Annotated in this window: 20 protein-coding genes; 12 read left to right on the top strand and 8 right to left on the bottom strand. The window is 66.0% G+C overall.

Annotated features, from left to right (window positions below):
* The 4 genes from AKH00_RS12750 to AKH00_RS12735 all read right to left on the bottom strand — a co-directional run bounded on the left by AKH00_RS12750 (window position 1) and on the right by AKH00_RS12735 (window position 2,273).
* A complete protein-coding gene (locus AKH00_RS12750) occupies window positions 1-402 on the bottom strand; it encodes an ArsR/SmtB family transcription factor (RefSeq protein ID WP_050723137.1) in 402 nt (133 codons plus the stop codon).
* A 141-nt stretch (window positions 403-543) separates the two neighbouring features.
* Window positions 544-885 carry an ArsR/SmtB family transcription factor gene (locus tag AKH00_RS12745; RefSeq protein ID WP_082297609.1) on the bottom strand — a complete coding sequence of 114 codons (342 nt, stop codon included), beginning with the start codon at window positions 883-885 and terminating at the stop codon, window positions 544-546.
* 28 nt (window positions 886-913) lie between these two features.
* On the bottom strand, window positions 914-1,759 hold the full coding sequence (locus AKH00_RS12740; RefSeq protein WP_050723136.1) for an alpha/beta fold hydrolase: 846 nt from the start codon (window positions 1,757-1,759) through the stop codon (window positions 914-916).
* A gap of 34 nt (window positions 1,760-1,793) precedes the next feature.
* Window positions 1,794-2,273, bottom strand: coding sequence for a hypothetical protein (locus AKH00_RS12735; protein ID WP_050723135.1), 480 nt, complete (start codon window positions 2,271-2,273; stop codon window positions 1,794-1,796).
* A 174-nt stretch (window positions 2,274-2,447) separates the two neighbouring features.
* Here AKH00_RS12735 and AKH00_RS12730 point away from each other — a divergent pair, with 174 nt between their 5' ends.
* The 8 genes from AKH00_RS12730 to AKH00_RS12695 all read left to right on the top strand — a co-directional run bounded on the left by AKH00_RS12730 (window position 2,448) and on the right by AKH00_RS12695 (window position 9,572).
* A complete protein-coding gene (locus tag AKH00_RS12730) occupies window positions 2,448-3,113 on the top strand; it encodes a DUF998 domain-containing protein (RefSeq protein WP_050723134.1) in 666 nt (221 codons plus the stop codon).
* A 33-nt stretch (window positions 3,114-3,146) separates the two neighbouring features.
* Window positions 3,147-3,515, top strand: a complete 369-nt coding sequence (locus tag AKH00_RS12725) for a YciI family protein (protein ID WP_050723133.1) — start codon at window positions 3,147-3,149, stop codon at window positions 3,513-3,515.
* Complete coding sequence (locus AKH00_RS12720) at window positions 3,512-4,750, top strand: RNA polymerase sigma factor (RefSeq protein WP_050723132.1); 1,239 nt, start codon at window positions 3,512-3,514, stop codon at window positions 4,748-4,750. Before AKH00_RS12725 ends, AKH00_RS12720 begins: the two co-directional genes overlap by 4 nt.
* Window positions 4,751-5,323: 573 nt before the next feature.
* The gene (locus tag AKH00_RS12715; RefSeq protein ID WP_327037270.1) at window positions 5,324-6,277 is read left to right on the top strand and encodes an ATP-binding cassette domain-containing protein; all 954 of its coding nucleotides are present in this window, start codon (window positions 5,324-5,326) and stop codon (window positions 6,275-6,277) included.
* On the top strand, window positions 6,274-7,086 hold the full coding sequence (locus AKH00_RS12710; protein WP_050723131.1) for an ABC transporter permease: 813 nt from the start codon (window positions 6,274-6,276) through the stop codon (window positions 7,084-7,086). Before AKH00_RS12715 ends, AKH00_RS12710 begins: the two co-directional genes overlap by 4 nt.
* Before the next feature lie 13 nt (window positions 7,087-7,099).
* Window positions 7,100-8,278: a sensor histidine kinase gene (locus AKH00_RS12705; RefSeq protein ID WP_050723130.1), complete on the top strand. Its 1,179-nt coding sequence runs from the start codon at window positions 7,100-7,102 to the stop codon at window positions 8,276-8,278.
* A complete protein-coding gene (locus AKH00_RS12700) occupies window positions 8,259-8,930 on the top strand; it encodes a response regulator transcription factor (protein ID WP_050723129.1) in 672 nt (223 codons plus the stop codon). The genes AKH00_RS12705 and AKH00_RS12700 overlap by 20 nt, the downstream gene beginning before the upstream one ends.
* Before the next feature lie 201 nt (window positions 8,931-9,131).
* Complete coding sequence (locus tag AKH00_RS12695; protein WP_152926188.1) at window positions 9,132-9,572, top strand: hypothetical protein; 441 nt, start codon at window positions 9,132-9,134, stop codon at window positions 9,570-9,572.
* 80 nt (window positions 9,573-9,652) lie between these two features.
* On the opposite strand, the gene AKH00_RS12690 is transcribed toward AKH00_RS12695, so the two are convergent.
* A complete protein-coding gene (locus AKH00_RS12690; RefSeq protein ID WP_050723127.1) occupies window positions 9,653-11,101 on the bottom strand; it encodes an MFS transporter in 1,449 nt (482 codons plus the stop codon).
* Between the two features lie 146 nt (window positions 11,102-11,247).
* Between AKH00_RS12690 and AKH00_RS18495 the strand changes: the two genes are divergently transcribed.
* The 3 genes from AKH00_RS18495 (at window position 11,248) to AKH00_RS12675 (ending at window position 13,717) form a co-directional block, all read left to right on the top strand.
* The gene (locus AKH00_RS18495; RefSeq protein WP_082297608.1) at window positions 11,248-11,931 is read left to right on the top strand and encodes a TetR/AcrR family transcriptional regulator; all 684 of its coding nucleotides are present in this window, start codon (window positions 11,248-11,250) and stop codon (window positions 11,929-11,931) included.
* Window positions 11,932-12,068: 137 nt separating this feature from the next.
* Window positions 12,069-12,923 (top strand): enoyl-CoA hydratase/isomerase family protein, encoded by an 855-nt coding sequence (locus tag AKH00_RS12680; RefSeq protein WP_050723125.1) that lies wholly within the window; start codon window positions 12,069-12,071, stop codon window positions 12,921-12,923.
* A 5-nt stretch (window positions 12,924-12,928) separates the two neighbouring features.
* Entirely contained in the window at window positions 12,929-13,717 is a 789-nt protein-coding gene (locus AKH00_RS12675) for an alpha/beta fold hydrolase (RefSeq protein ID WP_050723124.1), read from the top strand.
* A gap of 38 nt (window positions 13,718-13,755) precedes the next feature.
* On the opposite strand, the gene AKH00_RS12670 is transcribed toward AKH00_RS12675, so the two are convergent.
* The 3 genes from AKH00_RS12670 to AKH00_RS12660 all read right to left on the bottom strand — a co-directional run bounded on the left by AKH00_RS12670 (window position 13,756) and on the right by AKH00_RS12660 (window position 17,491).
* Complete coding sequence (locus tag AKH00_RS12670; RefSeq protein WP_050723123.1) at window positions 13,756-14,967, bottom strand: metal-dependent hydrolase family protein; 1,212 nt, start codon at window positions 14,965-14,967, stop codon at window positions 13,756-13,758.
* 14 nt (window positions 14,968-14,981) lie between these two features.
* Window positions 14,982-16,385, bottom strand: a complete 1,404-nt coding sequence (locus AKH00_RS12665) for an L-serine ammonia-lyase (RefSeq protein ID WP_050723122.1) — start codon at window positions 16,383-16,385, stop codon at window positions 14,982-14,984.
* Between the two features lie 80 nt (window positions 16,386-16,465).
* Window positions 16,466-17,491, bottom strand: a complete 1,026-nt coding sequence (locus AKH00_RS12660) for an Lrp/AsnC family transcriptional regulator (RefSeq protein ID WP_050723121.1) — start codon at window positions 17,489-17,491, stop codon at window positions 16,466-16,468.
* Between the two features lie 138 nt (window positions 17,492-17,629).
* On the opposite strand from AKH00_RS12660, the gene AKH00_RS12655 reads away from it, so the two are divergent.
* A complete protein-coding gene (locus tag AKH00_RS12655; protein WP_050723120.1) occupies window positions 17,630-19,036 on the top strand; it encodes an MFS transporter in 1,407 nt (468 codons plus the stop codon).
* Window positions 19,037-19,039 lie beyond the last annotated feature (3 nt).

The following is a 19,039-nucleotide window of genomic DNA, read 5'->3' as shown; positions in this document are numbered from 1 at the left end:
TCAGTCTCCTTCTCCGGTCGGTGTGGTGGTGCTGTCGTTGTCGGTCGTGTCGGATGCTGTCGAGCGCGGCGGCTCGGCCAGCAGGTCGTCGAGGCGGGCGATGCGCGACCGCCACAGCTCTTCGTATCGGGCGAGGAGCGCCCTGGCGCGGGCGATCATCTCGGGGTTCGCGCGGACGAGCCGCTCGCGTCCCTCGGCGCGCTTGACGATGAGGTTCGCGGCCTCGAGCACGGAGACGTGCTTCTGAACTGCGGCGAACGACATCTCGTATTCGGAGGCGAGGGTCGAGACGGACTGCTCCCGCTCGATCGTCCGACGCAGGATGTCGCGTCGGGTCGACGTCGCCAATGCGTGGAACACACGGTCGACCTCCGCTTCGCTCAATTCTCGTTGTGCAACCATTTGGTTGTACGTTAGACCCGGGTGCGGCGGGTGTCAAGAGGCGATCTGTCGAGAACACACTGCAGTGACACAACCCGCCTGTGGATGACATGAGATTCTGATGGAGCGTGACGGTGCACCTGCTGGCGCCGAACGGGCGGTTCAACCAGACGCGGCATCCGGTTCCGGCGGAGACGGCGGTCTCGTGCACCCGAGACCGCCGCCGTCGAAGGCGCGAAGCAGCCATGACGCGCGCCTGATCGTCTCCCGATCTGCGCGCACGAGCCGCTCCCGTCCTCGCGCGCGTCTGACGATGAGTCCCGCACGCTCGAGCACCGCGAGATGTTTCTGCACTGCCGCAAGGCTCATGTCGTAGCCGCGCGCGAGCTCCGTCACCGAACGCTCCTCGAGAAGCGTTCGGGCGAGGACGTCGCGACGGGTGGCATCGCCCAGAGCTCGGAAGACCCTGTTCGCGTCCCGAGGGGTGAGTTCGTCGGGAATCACGGGTATCGGCACTCCGCGGCGGTCGCGATCAAGAGAGCACCTCGCCGAGGAACGGCACGACGGACGGGATCAGCGCGGCCGGCTTCATCATTGGTGTCGCGTGATGCGCGCCGTCGATGCTCTCGTGGCGGGCTCCGATCAGCGACGAGAGCTCCCGGGTGCCGCTCTGCACGAACGGCTCGCTCGTGCTCCCGACGAGCACGAGTGAGGGTGCCCGGAGCCCCCTCCACCGGTCTCCGGTGAGAGGTGTTCCGTCCTGCAACCCCGCGCAGAGGCGCGTGTCGTAGACGGCAGTCCTGGCCATCGCGACCATGGTCCGCCACGGCCCGACCATGAGGCGCATCGCCCCGATCATGAACGGGGATGCGCCGAGGGCGACGCGGCTGAACTCGCGGACGGCATCCGATCCCCTCCCCTCGTCGACGAGCTGCTCGAGACGGTCGGCGAGGTCGCGGGGAACCGGTGCGCGTTGCTCATCCACGATCACCGGAGGCTCGAAGGCGATGACGGCCTCGACCTTATCGGGAAGAGCTGCGGCAGCGTCCAACACGAGGACAGCGCCGGATGATGCACCGAGAAGTGATGCCCTGCCGCCGTGGGCGTCAATGAGCGCCTCGATGTCTTCGATCTCGCGAGCGCCGCTCCATGCGCCGGCGTCGCCGCTGTCGCCGCGTCCGCGACGGTCATAGTTCACGACAGTGTGGGTGTCGGCGAGCAGGGCCGCGAGGCGACGGTTGTCGCGGAGGTCGGACAGCGCCTGCGCGACCAGGATGACGACCCGCCCCTCACCGCTGCGCTCGAACGATATCCCCGTGCCATCCGCCGAGGTGACGCGGTGCACCGAGGGGCGGGGGGAGGACGTGTTCTTCGGCATGGTGGTTTCCCTCTGTTTCGAGAAGCGGATGGTATCAGCGGCGATTCATCGTGGATGCATATCCGCCGTCACCGGGGTAGACCCAGGCGCCGTCGAGGACACGATCGTCGTCGCTGAACGTGCCCGTGAAGTACGCCGGGCTCCCCTTGGCTCCGGCCCAGATGGTGAGCGTGTCGCCCTCCAACTCGTAGACGTAGTCGAGCGTGTTGCCCATCGAGTCATAGAACCGGGAGACGACTTCGGTGCCGGCGGGCTGGCCGAACGGGCGCAGCTGGCCAATGACCTCGATGCCGGTGATGGTCTGGCCGAACTGCTCGAGCTCGACGTGCTGGAGCAGGAAGAATCGCCCCGTCATCCACTCGTACCGGATGACGCCCTCGGCACCACCCGTGACCGTCCATTCGCCGACGAGCCGGTCGAGTGCTTTCACGGCGCTGCTGGGCGTGGGCTGCTCGCCGAGCCCGTACGCGTCGATCTGCTCGGCGGTGATGTTCTCCTGCAGGTTCTCGTTCATCAGGTGTCCTTTCGTCTGCCGCCCGGCGGGCCGCTTCTACAGAGACCTCGGAGCCGAGCTCCGTGGATTGACATCTGCGCGCGAATTCGCCGGCGGCACCATGTCAAGACCCGCTGCCTGGCTCCGACGTATCCGTGCAGCAACGCCCGATCCACGAAGGAGCACACCGTGACCATGAACTCAGCCCCACGCCTCGCACACCGCGAGGCCCACACCCTGCCTCGTTCGACCCGACGCCTCCTGCTCGCGGGTGCGGTCGCCGGGCCGCTGTTCTATGCCTCCGCCCTCGTGCAGATGCTGACGCGCCCGGGATTCGACATCCGTATCCATCCCCTCAGCCAACTCTCCACGGGCGACCTCGGCTGGATCCAGATCCTGACCTTCGTCCTGGCGGGACTCGGGCTGATCTGCCTGTCGATCGGTCACCGGCGGGTCGTGACCCGCGGGATCGGTCGCGCCGCCATCCCAATCCTCGTCGCGATCGGCGGAGCGGGCTTCATCGCCGCCGGCCTCTTCCCGCAAGACGCCGCGAACGGATTCCCGCTCGGCGTGGCCGACGGCCCCGCCGCCGAGCCCACCTGGCACGCGCTCCTCCACATGGTGGCGGCGATCGTCGCATTCACCGCCCTGGCCGTGGCCGCCATCGTCGCGCTCATCCGCACCATCCGCGAACGGCGAGCGGCCGTCGCATTCGGCAACGGCATCGTCGCGATCGCCCTCCTCGCTCCGGTCGTCCCCGACATCGCCAGCATCCAGGTGGCAGTCACGGGACTCTTCGCCTTCGGATGGTGCACCGCGACGGCCATCTCCCTTCTGAGGTCGCCGCGTGCGTCTCGCTAGCCTGAATTCCAACCGACCCAAGGAGAAGAGATCGTGAAGTTCCTCATCCTCGGCTACACGCCGAGCAGCAGCTGGGACGCCGCGACCGCGGATGCCCCCACCGAGGACGCGCTTGCCGCCTTCGCCGCGTATCAGCAGTTCGAAGCCGAGCTGCGCGCCAGCGGGGAATTCGTCAGCACCGAAGGACTCGGGCACCCGGCCACGTCGACGACCGTGCGCAAGGTCGACGGAGGGATCGTCATGACAGACGGTCCGTTCGCCGAACTCAAGGAGGTCCTCGCATCCTTCGCCGTCATCGAGGTGTCCGGCGTGGAGCGAGCGAAGGACATCGTCGCGCGGATGGTGGAGATGCTCGGCGAGCCGATGGAGATCCGGCCGATCATGGGCGACGACTTCGCGTGACTGCCCGGCCTGACGCGATCGAGGACCTGCTGCGCGCAGAAGCGCCGCAGGTCCTCGGAGCTCTGGTGCGCCGCTTCGGCCACTTCGACATCGCCGAGGAAGCCACACAGGACGCACTGCTCGCAGCAAGTCGCCAGTGGCGTCCGGACGCGATCCCCGATCAGCCTCGATCCTGGCTGATCCGCGTCGCCTACCGCCGCATGATCGATACGCTGCGCGCCGAATCGGCTGACCGCCGCCGCGAAGAGCAGTACGTAGCCTCCGAGCCGAACCCGCCCTCGTCGCACCTGTCCCTGGCCGATCACGACGACAGCTTGAACCTCCTGCTGCTGTGCTGTCACCCCACCCTGTCGTCCGCCTCGCGTGTCGCGTTGACGCTGCGCGCCGTGGGCGGGTTGACCACCACGGAGATCGCGCACGCCTACGGAGTGACGGAGCAGACGATGGCGGTGCGGATCAGCCGCGCGAAACAGCAGATCCGCAAGAGCGGCGCCCGATTCGAATTCGCGGCCGATGACGACTTCCCCGGCCGCCTCTCCGCAGTGATGCGAGTGCTGTACCTGATCTTCAACGAGGGGTACACGGTGACCACCGGCAGCGAGCTCACTCGAACCGACCTGACCGGCGAGGCGATCCGCCTCGCACGGCTCCTCCACGCCCTCGTCCCCGATGATCCAGAGCCGACAGGCCTTCTCGCGCTCATGCTGCTGATCGATTCGCGTCGCGCCACGCGCACCACCGCCGACGGCGACCTCATCCCTCTCCGCGACCAGGACCGCACTCGATGGGATCAGGAGTCCATCCGAGAGGGATCGGACCTCATCCGTACCGCGTGGTCGCAAGGGAACGTGGGAGCCTACCGACTACAGGCCGCGATCGCCGCCGTTCATGCATCCGCTGCCGCAGCCGAGCAGACCGACTGGGCACAGATCGCTGCCCTGTATCTGGCGCTCGAACAGGTCGAACCCACCGGACTGGTCATGCTCTCACGAGTCGTCGCCGTGGCCCATGCCTTCGGCCCCGCGCGTGCCACCGCTCTGCTCGAGGAACTGGATCGCGAGCATGGGCTCCTGCAGCACCCTTTGACCCGGCACCGCGCCCACGCGATCCGCGCGCACCTCCGCGAAGCGGAGGGGCACGCTGTTGCGGCGAAAGAGGACTTCCTCGCCGCCGCCGACATGACGACGAACGAACCCGAATCCCGATACCTCTCCCGCAAGGCGTTCAACGAGTGACCCGGCCGCGGCGCAGCACTCCGCGCACTGCAAGCATCGGGGCTCAGAAAGTGTCACGACAGACCGCGGTCAGTGAAGGCCGGACGTGCCTAACCGGGTGACATTCGGTGTCTCCCCAATCCGTTTCCGACATGAGTGCGCCGAGGACGTCGCCTCTCGTAGACCGATCCCCTGCGAACACATTCTGTGGCAGCATGGCGCAGGCCGGTCACACTCAAAGGTTCTCCCGATGTGCCTCTAGCACCATGCTCAGGAGGCGCGGCACCTGGCGGGCTCGCTGGCGGCCACGATCCAGGTCGTTACAAACCCTGAACCCTCAGCCTCCAACCTCGATGTCGAAGGCGCCGCATACGACAGCGCGATCGCCACCTTGACCCCTTGCCGTCTGCTGGCTACCCCTGGATCTCTGGCCGTCCTCGGAGGCGGCAACGGAGGGTGGGTACGACTGGATCGCAGCGAACGCTGTCGCCGCTCTCATGGGGGATGCCTGCACGCCCTCAGCCCTCAACTCAGCCAGAGGCATGGCTATGCCGGAGGGGTACCACGGGAGGTAGTGTGCGGTACCGCAGTGAGATGTCGAGCGAAGAGACAGACAACAGGATTGATGACATGATCACCAGTCACCACCTCACCAAAAGGTACGGCGACAAGACTGTCGTCGATAACCTCACCTTCACCGTTCGCCCGGGCGTCGTCACGGGCTTCCTCGGGCCCAACGGCGCCGGCAAATCCACCACCATGCGCATGCTCGTCGGTCTCGACCGACCCACAGATGGTCGCATCACCGTCGGCGGACGCCGATATCAGGACCTTCGCGACCCGATTCGGCACCTTGGCGTGATGCTCGACGCGAGGGCGGTGAATCCCGGGCGCACCGCCCTCAACCATCTTCTCGTCGTCGCCGAGACACATAATATCGCTCGCGCAAGGGCGATCGAAGTCCTCGAGATGGTGGGCCTCGGAGCAGTCGCAGACAAACGAGCAGGTGGGTTCTCGCTGGGCATGAGCCAACGGCTCGGCATCGCCACAGCCCTTCTGGGGGACCCCACCGCTCTCGTGCTCGACGAACCAGTGAACGGCCTCGATCCTGATGGGGTGCTCTGGCTTCGTCATCTCCTGGTGCGTCTTGCCGCTGAGGGGCGAACCGTTTTTCTTTCCTCACATCTGATGAGCGAGCTCTCCCTGATCGCGAAGGACCTCGTCGTGATCGGCCAAGGGCGCCTGCTCGCGGCGGGGACCGTCGAAGATGTCATCGAGTCGGTGGCGCCGCAGACCACACGCGTCGTGAGTCCTGATGCGTCGCGTCTCGCTGATGTGATCCAGCGATCCGGGGTCGAGGTTCGACGATCAGGCGAGGACACCCTTTTCATCAGCGGCTTCACAGCTCGAGAAGTCGGCCACATCGCGGCAGGTCAGGGAGCCACGCTTTACGCCCTCTCCGCAGAAAGGGCGTCACTCGAGGAGGCCTTCATGCAGATCACCCGAAACGCGGTCGAGTACTCGTCCCAGGGGGAGTCCGCAGCATGATGACCGCAGTCACCGTCCCGACCTTCTCCGCATCGCGTGACCGCGAGCGCATAACCGGCGTCGGACTGCTGCGGTCGGAATGGCGCAAGCTGTGGACAGCTCGATCGCTCTGGGTGACGTTGGCGGCCGCCTTCGCGCTGACGATCGGGCTCTGTTCCTACATGATCATCGACGGCACGACGCTCGGAGGTGCCGACGCAGGACACATCCCGTTCGGCTGGACAGGCATCTATCCGGTAGGAATGCTTGTCCTCGTGGTTTATGGCGTACTCAACGTTACCACCGAGTATGCAAGCGGTTCAATCCGCACGAGTCTGACCGCCGCGCCTCGCCGCACAGGGGTGATGCTTGCGAAAGTCGCAGTCGTCACCGGGATCTCCACGATCCTCGCCTTCGCCACCACCGTCCTCCTCTATCTGCTGCTCCAGGCGATGGGGACGGTTCCATCGGCCGTGGGGATGTCCCTCTTCGCTCCGGAGATGTGGTGGGGAGTGCTTGGCGGCACGCTCATGTTGCCGTACGGGGCCCTGTTCGGCGTGCTGCTGGGGTGGCTGCTGCGCAACGCTGCGGGAGCGATCTGCCTGTACTTCGGCCTGTTCCAAATGGGACCCCAAATCCTGCCGGCGTTCCTTCCCGAGCCCCTGTCCAGCATCACCGACTACATGCCGCTTGCAGCGATCAACATCATGCGATCCGGTGGGATGAGCACGGAACCATACGGGGCCGCTACGGCGATCATCATCCTCTTGGCATGGTTGACTGCCCTCGGCGGTCTGGCATGGTGGCGTCTGAAGAAGTTCGACGGCTAAGCGGAGGGTGAGCGTGACACGACAAGAGGGACTACGTGCCTTCGACACTGCCCATCCTCTGGTTTGGGACGCTGCGCTCACCATCCTGATCGCCCTCGCATGCACGAGCGCCTCGGCGGGCCTGTCACCCGTCGGGGCGCCGTTCCTGTTCGCCGCCTGCGTCGCTGTCGCCTTTCGTCGCCGGGCTCCGTTCGCCGCCCTCGTCGTGGCAACCGCCGCGCTCACCATGGGCGGCGTGGCGAGTGCACTCATCGGGGAGCCTTCGCCCTGGGGTTACCTCGCGATCTGGGTCCTCCTGTACCACGTAGGGCTGAGGCGGTCGGGCGCGCTCGCGGCCAGCGCGGCGCTGATCGGTATCTTGGCTCTCGTCGCGTTCGCGGGCGCAGCCTCGCCCGGGACGCTCGCGCTCGGCGAACGGGGCGCGGCGATGCTGCCAGTTGTCGCGATGAGCGCGGCCGCGCTCCTGGCGGGAAGGCAGTTACGCAGTACCCGGGAGGCGCAGCAGCGGCGCCGCGCTGACGTCGCGCGAGAAGCCGCGGCAGAAGAACGGTCGCGGATCTCACGCGAGATGCACGACCTCATCGGGCATGACCTCTCTGTCATCGCGTCTTTGGCCGCGGGTGGACAGAACGTCTTGCGGTCGTCGCCAGACGAAGCGGAACGCGCCTTCGCCGCCATAGGCCAGGTGAGCCGGGCATCAGTCGGTCAACTACGGCAAGTCCTTCGCCTTCTGCGCTCAGGCGATGGTGATGCTCCCGCCCCACTGTCGCCTCAGCCGGACCTCTCTCGCCTGAGCGCCTTGATCGACACGGTGCGAAGCGCAGGTCTCCACATCGATGACGAACGTCGCGGCGACCTCCATGGGTTGCCGCGAGCTCACCAGTTAGCGGTGTACCGCATCATCCAAGAGGCGCTCACGAACTCGCTGCGTCACGGCGGAGAAGGCACCGCCGTCACGGTGCGCGTCGTCGTCAGCACCCAAGAAGTGGTTGTATCAATCGCGGACCGCGGCGCCGTGCCTGGCGCAGGGCACCCCAGGGTGTCGACCGATGGCCATGGTCTCGTCGGTATGAGGGAACGTGTCGACGCGCTCGGGGGTGTATTCCACGCAGGTGCGACCGCCGCCGGCTGGCTGGTCGAAGCGGTGATCCCGAACCAGGGAGGTGGATTCGATGAAAGTGCTTCTCGTTGATGACCAAGCGCTGCACCGGATGGGCATGCGGATGTTCCTCGCCGGGCAAGACGGGCTCGAGGTCGTGGGGGAGGCGGTGGATGGTGCGGATGCGGTCCGCCAAGCGCTCCGTCTGCGCCCCGACATCGTCGTCATGGACGTACGGATGCCCGGTATGGATGGGATCGAGGCGACCAGACAGATCGTCGCGGATGTTCCCGAGGCCCGGGTGCTTCTCCTGACGACCTTCGACCTCGACGAGTATGTGATCGAGGGACTGGAAGCCGGAGCGAGCGGATTCCTGACGAAAGACTCGGAGCCTGGCGATATCCTTTCGGCCATCCGCTCCATAGCGGCAGGTGATGCCGTGATCGCGCCGAGCGCGACAAGGCGCCTGCTCTCGCGCTTGGCGGGTGGGCTATCCCAACAGGAGCCACAGAACTTTTCAGCAAGAGCCGCCACTACGCGGCTGAGCGCCCGTGAGCATGAGATCTTCGTCGAGATCGCGCGCGGAGCTACGAACTCCGAGATCGCTGCGACGCTGCACCTCGCGGAATCGACCGTGAAGAGCAACGTAGGGCGGATTTTCAACAAGATCGGCGCCCGCGATCGCGTCCAAGCGGTGATTCTGGCGTTTCACGCGGGGATCGCACCTGGCTCCGCTAAGCACTAGCTCGCATCCTCGTCTCCGCCGCGAGTATGTGACCCGTCCCAGAAAGGAACCATCCACATGCGATTCCGTCCTCGCGACAGGCAGAAAGATAGCCACGGTCGAGACCGCACGCATCGCCGAGATCGTCACCAACGAACAAATATCCCGGTAGGGCGGGCGCGTGAATGGCTCTCGTCTTACGTGTATGGGAACATCACCGTTTTGAGCGCCGCCATCGCGGTGGATCCCGAGCAGATCCGTCATGGGTCAGCAGTGGGTGCGGTGCTGGCCACCGGATTTCTGACATTCCTTGCTCACGTACTCGCACACGTCGTCTCGCACGGTATCGGGCAGAGTGTCGACGAACCAGAGCATCCGGCGACTCGCGAGGTCGTGCGCGAGGTACTCGTGACGGCCCGCCCCATCGCGACGGCAGCACTGATCCCAGCCGCGCTTTACCTTGTGGCATGGCTGGGATGGGTGCCACCTCTATGGGTGCAGACATCCGCGATCCTCATCCTCGCTGCACGCATCGGGTTCGTCGGACTGTTCATGCAGCGGTTCAGCGGTGTGGCTCTCACGCTGAGGGCTCTCTGGGCTGGCGTGGCTCTGGCTTTTGTCGCTCTAGCAATAGGCATCGTGAAGGTGCTGCTTACGCACTAGGTGCGTGAGATCCCTGACAGGAGCATCGCTCCCGGTCCTCGCCCCCTTCGGCGACGAGGACCGGAATGCGGGTGCTGGACTCAGTGAGCGCTGTCCGTCCGGGGCGTCCAGCGGATGTGTCGCGAGAGCCCCACGGCGATCGCGGTTGCGACAGCGAACGCGCCGAGCATCACAATGATGTACGTGTTCACCCCGGCTGCCGAGGGTCCTGAGCTGTCAGGAATCGTGGTAGCGCTCAGGATGCTCCCGCCGACGATGTTCATCACAACAGAACCGACGCCGAGCATCACCTGCACGAGCGAAGCGACCACCCCCTGTCTCTCCTCCGGCACGAGCGTGGTCGCGAGGTTGAAGCCGGAGGTGACGAGCGCTCCGGCAGTGAGTCCGAGCAGGCCAGCGCAGATGGCCGCGGGTAGGAAGGCCCCAGTGGACAGGAGGAGGCCGAAACCCGATCCCAGGCCGATGAAGGCACCGCCGACGAGCGTGCGTGCAGGGCCGATGCGGGCGCCGAGCCAGCCGGCAAAGATTCCTCCGATCGCTGCGCCCAGTGCGGGGAGCGCGAACATGAGACCGAGTGAGCTCGATTCTCCGGCGAGACCGTAGCCGAGGCCGGCCTCGGGCGGCGTCTGTCCGATCAGGCCCATCAGCTGCAGCAGCGCTTGGTACGCTCCGGTGCCGAGCACGACGACCAGGAGCATCGCCACCATCGGCCGCGTCAGCCGGCGCAGATCGACCACAGGCTGTGGGGTGCGCAGTGCAGAGAACACCCATCCCGTCAGAAGTGTGACGCCGATCAGAAGTATGACCACCAGTCCGGCGTTCGTCCATCCTGCGGTGGGCCCAAGGCTGATGTAGGCCAGAACACCTGCGAGACCCAACCCGAGCAGTATGGCGCCAAGCACATCGAGTCGACTGCGAGCATGAACGGGCGACTCGGGCAGGAACACGCGCACCGAGATCGCCGCGACGAACGCGAGGGCAGCGGACACGACGAACACCGCGCGGAAGTCGAATGCCCTGACGACCGCTTCGAAGAGGAAGGGCGATGCGATTCCCAGGATCGCCGAGCCGGAGGTGACGATACCGACGGACGTCATGCCGACCCGGGTGGGGAACATTTGTCGGATGTAAACGACGGTGATGAAGACCGAGCCCACCGCCGTGCCCTGGATGACACGACCGATCAGGAAGATCCCGATGTTCGGGGCGACGAGGCAGATGAGAGCGCCGACACCGCCGGCGAACAGCGCGAGCACGAGGATGCGACGCTTGCCGTAGATGTCAGCGCTCTTGCCCAAGAGTGGTGCCCACATCGCCCCCGCCAGTACGGCGCTCGCGTTGAGCCAGGCGCTCTGATCCGTGCCGAAGAACTCGGCCATCTGCGGCAGCACGAGTAAGGGAGCAACGATCACGGTGTCGACAAGGGTGTTCGCGACGATGAGGATCGCGACCCACCAGACGAGGCGTCCGCTCCATCCATCGTGTTCTCGTTCGTTGAGGCGTATCGCACTGGCGGGATTCTGTGTCATGGCTCGCTCCGGGAGTAGGCGCGACAGGGCGTCGCGAATGTTCTGGACATTGTGGGAGTGCGATGTTGCCACCGGCAGCCGACGCAGGAAACCGTCGCACGAAGCCTGGTTGTTGAAGGAATCTTTGCTCGAGGAGCCGCTGATGAATGAAACGGCTAGCATCGGCTGATGTCGCTCGGCGGTTGCAGCTCGCGGTTGCGCTGAGGGGCATCGGAAGACAAGGTGGCCTCATGATGGTTGATGACTTGCGTGCGCGGCGCCCCGGAGGGCGCACTCGACTTGTCACGGAGCGGTTGCGATCGGCGGCGCTCGAGATCGTCGCCGAGAGCGGTATCGACGGTCTGCAATACGAAGTACTCGCTTCCCGCGCACAGGTCGGGCGCGCGACGGTCTATCGACGGTGGCCGAACCGCGACGATCTCTTCCGCGACGTACTTACACACTTCGCCGAGACAACTGTGCAGATCGAGAACACCGGCGATATCGTCCGCGATCTCACGACCTTCCTGCAATCCTTCGCCGAGGCGTCCATGACGCCTGCCGGTCGCGCGGTGCTCCAGATCCTCCTGCGCCGCACCGATGAGAACGATGGGCTTCACCATGTGGGAGTGGAACTGCTGGATCGCCGCACGGGCGAACTGCAGCGACGCCTCGACCGGGCGACAGAGGCTGGACAGCTCCCTCCTGCGGAGGCCCCCTTTGTCAATATGATGCTCATCGGCCCCGTGCAGTGGTTCGTCCTGCGCCGAGATCGCCCTTTCCTCCCTGAGGATGCGCAGGCGATCGTGGAACTCGTCGTGGCCGGTTTGTGGCGCGATCACGTCGATTGAGCGTCTGAATCTTCGCGAAGCTCGTCGGAGGGGTCGGTTCCCAGCGATTTGCGAGTTACCCGATCAGCTCCCGGCTTATCGAGATACAGTGTCTCATTAACGGGCGGGGTTGGCTCGCTCCGACGAAGGGACTCACCATGGTTGACACCGCGAGCTTCGGTTGGGACGGTCACGTCGCGCCCACACCGTTGGAGGAGTACTCGAAACGCTACGCCGATTTCTTCGAGATGCGTCGAGAGGATGGCATCCTCGAACTGCGCCTCCACACCGAAGGCGGCGAGTACGTGCACAACTGGGCAGCGCACAACGCGTGGAATCGGGTGTGGCAGGACGTCGGCAACGACCCCGAGAACCACGTTCTGATCATCACGGGAACCGGTGAGGCCTGGTTCCGCGGAGATCCCCGTCAGACGTGGCCCAAGCCGTTGGTCGACGAGACTCCGGACTACATCTTCCAGCAGACGATCGATGCGTGGAAGCTGATCGAGAACTTCGTGAACAACATCGACATCCCCACCATCGCGGTGGTGAACGGGCCGGGGATCCACACGGAGTTCGCGTTGATGTGCGACGTGACCCTCGCCGCCGAGGATGCGGACTTCATGGACCCGCATTTCATGGTCGGCACCTCGCCCGGCGACGGGCTCGCTCTCGCCCTGCAGCACTTGATGGGCACCAAGCGGGCAGCCTACGCCGTCTATGGCGGAACGAGCATCCCGGCCCGCAAAGCTCTGGAGTATGGTCTCGTCAGCGACGTGCTGCCCCGCGAAGACCTGCTCCCCAAGGCCTGGCAGCTCGCCCGCGACATCATGAAGCGGCCGCGGTTCGCGCGGTGGTCGACGCACAACATCCTGAACCGGCCGTGGCGCAAGCTCGTGACCGAGGACTTCGGGTTCCACTTCTCGCAGCAGTCGCTGGCCACGGTCGCGGCGAAGACGCTCATCCCCGACCCCGAGCTGGTCGCGGACGCGCGCGAGCGCAAGATCTGGTGACCCGGATGGCGGGGGCTGGGGAAGCCGTCATTCGAACTGGCGCGGGAGTCACCGCGTTCCGTGTCGATGGTGCCGGGCCCCCGCTGTTCCTCCTCCATGGGCTCCAGGTCGGGCAGGAACTGTTCGACGAGCTTCGGGTGCACCTGAGATCAGCGTTCACGGTCATCACGTACGATCAGCGAGATCGTGGTGACACCGAGTTCGAACCGTCGACGTACACGACCGATGATCTCGCCGATGATCTCGCTGCGCTTGTCCAGGCGCTCGGATATCCGCGCGCGCATGTTCTGGGCACATCATTCGGGGGGATGGTGGCTCAGGCCTTCGCTCTCCGTCACGCAGACCTCTTGGGTGGGCTCGTGCTCGGCGCGACCTCGCAGGCCCCGTTCCGCGCCAAGCGCACCGCTGGCCCTGTCGCCGATCTGCTCCTCGCGCTCGAGCGTGGCGACGAGGCGCGCGCCAGGGCCACCCTCGCGCACCTGGTGCCTGCCGCGACCTCCACGACGCCGACGGACGGGGCGCCTGTACGAGCGGATCATGGCGATCGGTTGATGCGACGTTTCGCTGCCACGCGCGGGTTCGATACACGCGGCCGACTGGGCGAGATCGATGCCCGCGCGCTGGTCATCCATGGACGTGAAGACGCCGCGGTGCCCATGGTGGATGCCCTGTCGATGGTCGACGAGATCCGTCGGGCGGATGCACTGGTGCTTGCCGGCTGCGGGCACGCGTGGGAGAACGAGCACCCTGCTCGTGCCGCGTCGGCCATCACGGCCTTCCTCGGCGATACGTAATCTTCGCTGACGGGCCGGCGCTGCGTGAGGCCTGACGATTAGCGCACGCGTCGTCCGCCGAGGATGACGGATCGGATGCGCCCGCGCAGCCCGCGGAGATCGTCGACTTCGCCGTTCACGACGACGAGGTCGGCGATCTTTCCTGGCGCGAGGGCACCGAGGTCGTCCTGCCGCAGCAATGCTGCAGAGTTCGCCGTGGCTGCGCGCCACGCATCCGCCGGCGTCATCGCCGACGCCTGTGTCATCAGCGACAGTTCGTCGAGGTTGCTTGCGGAGGGGTGGCCGTACGGCGGCGAATCGGTACCCATGGCGACCTTGACGCCTGCGTCGACGGCTCGCGCGAAGCTCGCCCGGTGGGCACCGACAGCCTCCCGGGCAAGGGCCTGACTCTCGGCGGGGATCGGCACGCCGCGGTCGGCGGCGTCCACGATCGCTTGCGTGGCGGACAGCGTCGGCACGAGCCACGCCCCGGTGCGGAGAAGGAGGTCGATCGCCTCGTCATCGAGGTAATACCCATGTTCGATCGACCGTGCTCCATGCCGCAAGGCGGCCTTGATCCCCTCCGTGCCTTGGGCGTGGGCGAAGAAGTATGTTCCCGCCGCGGCGACCTCTTCCGCGATCACCGCGAGTTCGTCATCGCGGAAGTGCGCGTGGCGGGGATCGTCGCCCGTCGACATGACTCCCCCGGTGGTCGCCACCTTGATCGCGTCGGCACCGGCGCGCAGGATTTCCCGCACCCCGCGGCGTACGTCATCCACTCCATCACGGACCGAGCGCGGTCGTCCCGGGTGTGGCATCATCATCGCCATCGAACGGCTGCCGCCGGAGGGGAGATGCAGATCGCCGTGACCGCCGGTCTGGGAGAGCATCACGATTGCGGTCTGCAGTCGCGGTCCTTCGATGAGGTTCTTCGCGATCGCGCGCTTCACGCCGGCATCGGCTCCGGCCGCGTCGCGCGCTGAGGTGATGCCCTGATCGAGGAGGAGCGAAAGGTTGCGCACCGCCTCGTAATAGGGGAGGGAGAAGGGCTCCTGTTCGCTCCGGGCCACGTCGAAGTCGCTCGCCATGATGTGGACATGGCAGTCGAAGAGTCCGGGGACGATGAACGCCCCCGTGCAGTCGACCGCCTCATCGCCGTCAAGCCCGATCCCGACATCAACGATTCGGTCTCCATGAATGGCCACGTCGGCCTCCGCGGTCGTGACGCCGTCGAAGACGCGCCCTCCGGTGAAAACGGTACGTGTGTGCATGACGGGTGTTCCTCTCAACACTCGACGACGTTGACGGCGAGGCCACCCAGCGCAGTCTCTTTGTACTTGTCACTCATGTCCGCGCCGGTGTCGCGCATCGTCGCGATCACCTGGTCGAGTGAGACGCGGTGCTCTCCGTCGCCCCACAGCGCCATCCGTGCCGCGTTGATGGCCTTCGATGCCGCGATCGCATTGCGTTCGATGCAGGGCACCTGCACCAGCCCGCCGATCGGGTCGCAGGTGAGGCCGAGGTTGTGCTCCATGGCGATCTCGGCGGCGTTCTCCACCTGGCGCGGTGTGCCGCCGAGGATTTCAGCCAGACCGGCCGCTGCCATCGACGACGCCGACCCGACCTCCCCCTGGCATCCGACCTCGGCGCCGGAGATCGAGGCGTTCGCCTTGTAGAGCGAGCCGACCGCAGCCGCAGCGAGAAGGAATCTCTCGATGATGTCCTCTCGGACCGCTTCGCCGCCGCTCGCCGCCGCGGAGGTGTAGTGCAGGGCGTAGTACAGCACCGCAGGAACGATGCCGGCCGCGCCGTTCGTCGGCGCCGTCACCACGCGCCCGCCGCTCGCGTTCTCCTCGTTGACCGCGAGTGCGATCAGATTCACGCGCTGCTGCCAGTGTTCGTGACCGTGGTCGGGATCCTCCGCGGCCAGACGCGCCGCCCACGCACCCGCCCGGCGCCGAACCTTCAGGCCGCCGGGGAGCACGCCGTCGCGCCCAATCGACGACCGCACGCTCGATTCCATCACGTCCCAGATGTGACGCAGGCCCGCATGGATTTCATCGTCAGGCCGCCGAGCGCGCTCGTTCTCACGCATCACCGCGCTCACGGCGAGTCCTGCCTCCTCGCACCTGGCCAGGAGTTCTGCCCCGGAAGAGAACGGCCACGGGAGGACGTCTCCTGCAGTCGACGTCGAGCCCGGTTCCCCGCCTTCGCGGACGATGAATCCTCCGCCCACCGAGAAGTAGGTTTCTGTCGCGAGCGCGGTACCGGTCGCATCGGCCGCGGTGAACGACAACGCATTGGTGTGGCGGGGGTGAACAGTCAGGGGGCGAAGGACGAAGTCTTCGACTGCGCAAGGAATGGGATGCTGTCCGGCGAGGGCGACAGTTCCGGTACGTGTAATTTCGTCGAGCCGTGCCGCGACCTCGTCGGGGGTGATCTCATCGGAGCGAGCTCCCGTCAGCCCCAGCAGCACGGCGGTGAAGGTGCCGTGCCCGGCGCCAGTTGCGGCAAGTGAGCCAAAGATCTCGACGCGCAGCGTCGACACGCGCAGTAGCAGGTCCCGGGCCTCGAGCGACGCGGCAAAGTCGGCGGCGGCCTTCATCGGTCCGACTGTGTGTGAACTCGAGGGCCCTATCCCGACCGTGAAGAGGTCGAAGACTCCGACAGCCGGCTGCGCATGCGTCATACGACATACGCTAAGCAGCAGGTACGGTAGCTGCCTTGATTAGAGGCTTCCCAGCGAAACCAATGATTCTCACGCAGAATCTAGATCAACATAGGGATCATGGTGTCAGTTGCAAGCCCGCCGGCAGCGAGGTAGCGGCCCTCCTTCTTGAGGCTCTGCAAGACCACTGATCGGTCGGCGATCGACACACCAGGCACCCCTTCCTCGATCGCCACCTCGAGTCGTTGCACGTCGGCGAGTGCGCGCATCCACACCGACAGAACCAGGTTGTACGGGCCGATCGTCGATGCCGCCATGCGGACTTCTCCGAGCCTCGTCATGGCAGACCCCACGCGCTCGGCGACGCCCGCCGGGACCCGGAGGAAGTACCACGCGTGCACCGGCCAACCGGAGTGAGCGCGCGCAACTTCGGTACGAACCACCAGGCGCCCCTGCGTACTGAGGGTGGTGAGCGCCTCGCGTACGCGTCGTTGCCCGACGCCTAGCTCTCGAGCAATGTTCGTCACTGTGGCACGCCCGTCCTGTCCGAGCGCGTGCAGTAGGGCGTGTTCCAGTTGCGGATCGACCTCGCCTCGCGCGGTGGTCGGCACATCGAGAGTGCGCTCGACGGCGGACGTCTCGTCGGTTGACAGGGAACGCAGTCGCCATTGCCCGGCGTCTGTGAACGGGGAGGACAGGAGCAATGTGCGTGTCGCGCGCACGCCCGAGAGCCGACGCATCCTCCCCATGATGTATTCGCTCAGCGAGTCGAGATCGTTCGCGCCCACGATGGCCAGCAGGTCCCGCCCTCCTGCGGTGTGATCGATCGTGAAGGCCTCGGGGTCCGCGGCGAGGGACTGTGCGATCTCTAGAGTCGCGCCGGGTTCGGCTTCAATCTCGAGGATCGCTGACGGTCCCCGTGTTCCGGGCCCTGGATGACCGGCCACCCAGGCGAGTCCATGGTCGGACAGTCGTTCCCAGCGGCGTGCCAACGTTACTGAGTCGACGCCGATGATGGGCGCGAGGGCAGCCCATCGGGCGCGGGGGTTGATCTGGAGCGCTTGGATCAGTCTCTTATCGGTCTCGTCAAGACTCGCTAACTGCGTCGAACGGTCAGTCCTGTTCATAAAACTGCATTTTAGGCACGCTTCTCGCAATCGTGGGTGAACATAACCCATCGCATTGGATCGACAGAGGAGCAGGTCGTGTCGCAGAGTCTCGTTCGTGGGCGCCCGGCAATCGGTGTCGTCGGCTTTCTTGTCGTCATGGAGTTTGGCAGCGGCGCGCTACAAGGTTGGTTCTCGCCCTTGCTCGCCGCGATCGGCCAGCAGTTCGGCGTCGGCGCCGGTGCACTGAACTGGGTGAGCGCGATGTACATGCTCATGACCGTTGCTTGCGTTCCCATCCTGGCCAAGCTCGGCGACATGTTCGGGCATAAGCGGCTGCTGGTCATCGCAACGGGACTCGTCGCCGTGGGATCTCTCGTCGTTGCCTTCGCACCCACGTTCGAGGTGTTCCTCCTCGGGCGAGCGCTGCAAGCACCGCTGGCGGCCTTCCTGCCCTTGGAGTTCGCGATCGTCCGCGCCAGAGACGAACGATCGGCGAGCCGCAGCATCGGAGTGCTCGTCGGCGGGCTCACCCTCGGCGCCGCGGTCGGCTCCCTCATGTCCGGACTGCTCTTCGGCGCGACCGGCGACCTCACGATCGTCCTGCTGATCCCCGCAGTGTTCATCGCCCTGTGTGTCCCCGTCGTCGTGCTTCTCGTGCCTGAGACCGCCGTGCGAAAAAGAGGCCGCGTCGACATCATCGGAGCCGTCCTGCTGACGATCGGCCTGCTCGCGATACTGACGGGCGTCTCGAACGCCGGCACCTGGGGATGGGGAGACCTGCGCACCCTCGCGCTGATCCTGGGCGGAGCCGCGGTGCTGACGCTGTGGGTGTTCGTGGAACGCCGGATCGCCGACCCGCTGGTCGACCTCGCGATGCTCACGCGCGGGGGCATCGGACTGCCGATCGTCGCCTCGCTGCTGTTCGGCGCCCAGACCTACGGCGGTCAGACGGCGAGCTTCCTCTGGCTCCTCGGCGACAGCGAGCGCGACGGGTACGGCCTCGGCATCCCGCCCGCCGCCGCCGGTGCGATCATCGTGCTGTATGCGCTGGCCGCCTTTGTCGGCACGCTCCTCGGGGATCGACTCGTGCGAGGGATATCCGCTCACCGCGCGATCGCTCTCGCGGGAACGACAGCCGCCGTGAGCTTCGCTCTCATGATCGTCTTTGCCGGGGCGGCCGGACTGTTCATCGCGTCGATGGCGCTCGGGGGCGTCTCCGCCGGTGTCCTGCTCGCTGTTCTGCCCGCGGTCGTGGTCCGCAACGCTCCTGCGGACTCCGTGGGAATCGCCTCCGCCCTCTTCAACACCGCGCGCACTGCGGCAGGAGCAGCAGCCGGGGCGGTGTTCGCCCTCGTTATGACGCTATTCGTTGCTACAGCATCCGATGGTGGGGCGACCGTCTCACGCTCCACCCCCACGTCCTTCGTCGCGGTGTGGGCGATCTGCCTGGTGATCTCGCTCGCTCTTGCCGTTGTCGGGCTGCGTGTTCGGGTCGCCCGCTCCGCCGACCCGATCGACGACACTTCCCACTCACATGCCCCCGAACCGATTGAAGAACGATGACAG

It is taken from the genome of Microbacterium sp. GCS4, assembly GCF_001262495.1.
In the GTDB taxonomy this organism is placed as follows: domain Bacteria; phylum Actinomycetota; class Actinomycetes; order Actinomycetales; family Microbacteriaceae; genus Microbacterium.
Note: the sequence above shows the minus strand (reverse complement) of the source record. Positions and strands in the feature narration are given on the sequence as shown.

Bases quoted from the DNA above. Each gene is read 5' to 3' on its own strand.
- AKH00_RS12670 (WP_050723123.1), bottom strand. From the start codon at position 14,967: ATGCACACACGTACCGTTTTCACCGGAGGGCGCGTCTTCGACGGCGTC.
- AKH00_RS12730 (WP_050723134.1), top strand. From the start codon at position 2,448: ATGAACTCAGCCCCACGCCTCGCACACCGCGAGGCCCACACCCTGCCT.
- AKH00_RS12740 (WP_050723136.1), bottom strand. From the start codon at position 1,759: ATGCCGAAGAACACGTCCTCCCCCCGCCCCTCGGTGCACCGCGTCACC.
- AKH00_RS18495 (WP_082297608.1), top strand. From the start codon at position 11,248: ATGAAACGGCTAGCATCGGCTGATGTCGCTCGGCGGTTGCAGCTCGCG.
- AKH00_RS12710 (WP_050723131.1), top strand. From the start codon at position 6,274: ATGATGACCGCAGTCACCGTCCCGACCTTCTCCGCATCGCGTGACCGC.
- AKH00_RS12735 (WP_050723135.1), bottom strand. From the start codon at position 2,273: ATGAACGAGAACCTGCAGGAGAACATCACCGCCGAGCAGATCGACGCG.
- AKH00_RS12680 (WP_050723125.1), top strand. From the start codon at position 12,069: ATGGTTGACACCGCGAGCTTCGGTTGGGACGGTCACGTCGCGCCCACA.
- AKH00_RS12750 (WP_050723137.1), bottom strand. From the start codon at position 402: ATGGTTGCACAACGAGAATTGAGCGAAGCGGAGGTCGACCGTGTGTTC.
- AKH00_RS12690 (WP_050723127.1), bottom strand. From the start codon at position 11,101: ATGACACAGAATCCCGCCAGTGCGATACGCCTCAACGAACGAGAACAC.
- AKH00_RS12700 (WP_050723129.1), top strand. From the start codon at position 8,259: ATGAAAGTGCTTCTCGTTGATGACCAAGCGCTGCACCGGATGGGCATG.
- AKH00_RS12660 (WP_050723121.1), bottom strand. From the start codon at position 17,491: ATGAACAGGACTGACCGTTCGACGCAGTTAGCGAGTCTTGACGAGACC.
- AKH00_RS12665 (WP_050723122.1), bottom strand. From the start codon at position 16,385: ATGACGCATGCGCAGCCGGCTGTCGGAGTCTTCGACCTCTTCACGGTC.
- AKH00_RS12675 (WP_050723124.1), top strand. From the start codon at position 12,929: ATGGCGGGGGCTGGGGAAGCCGTCATTCGAACTGGCGCGGGAGTCACC.
- AKH00_RS12715 (WP_327037270.1), top strand. From the start codon at position 5,324: ATGTCGAGCGAAGAGACAGACAACAGGATTGATGACATGATCACCAGT.
- AKH00_RS12655 (WP_050723120.1), top strand. From the start codon at position 17,630: ATGGAGTTTGGCAGCGGCGCGCTACAAGGTTGGTTCTCGCCCTTGCTC.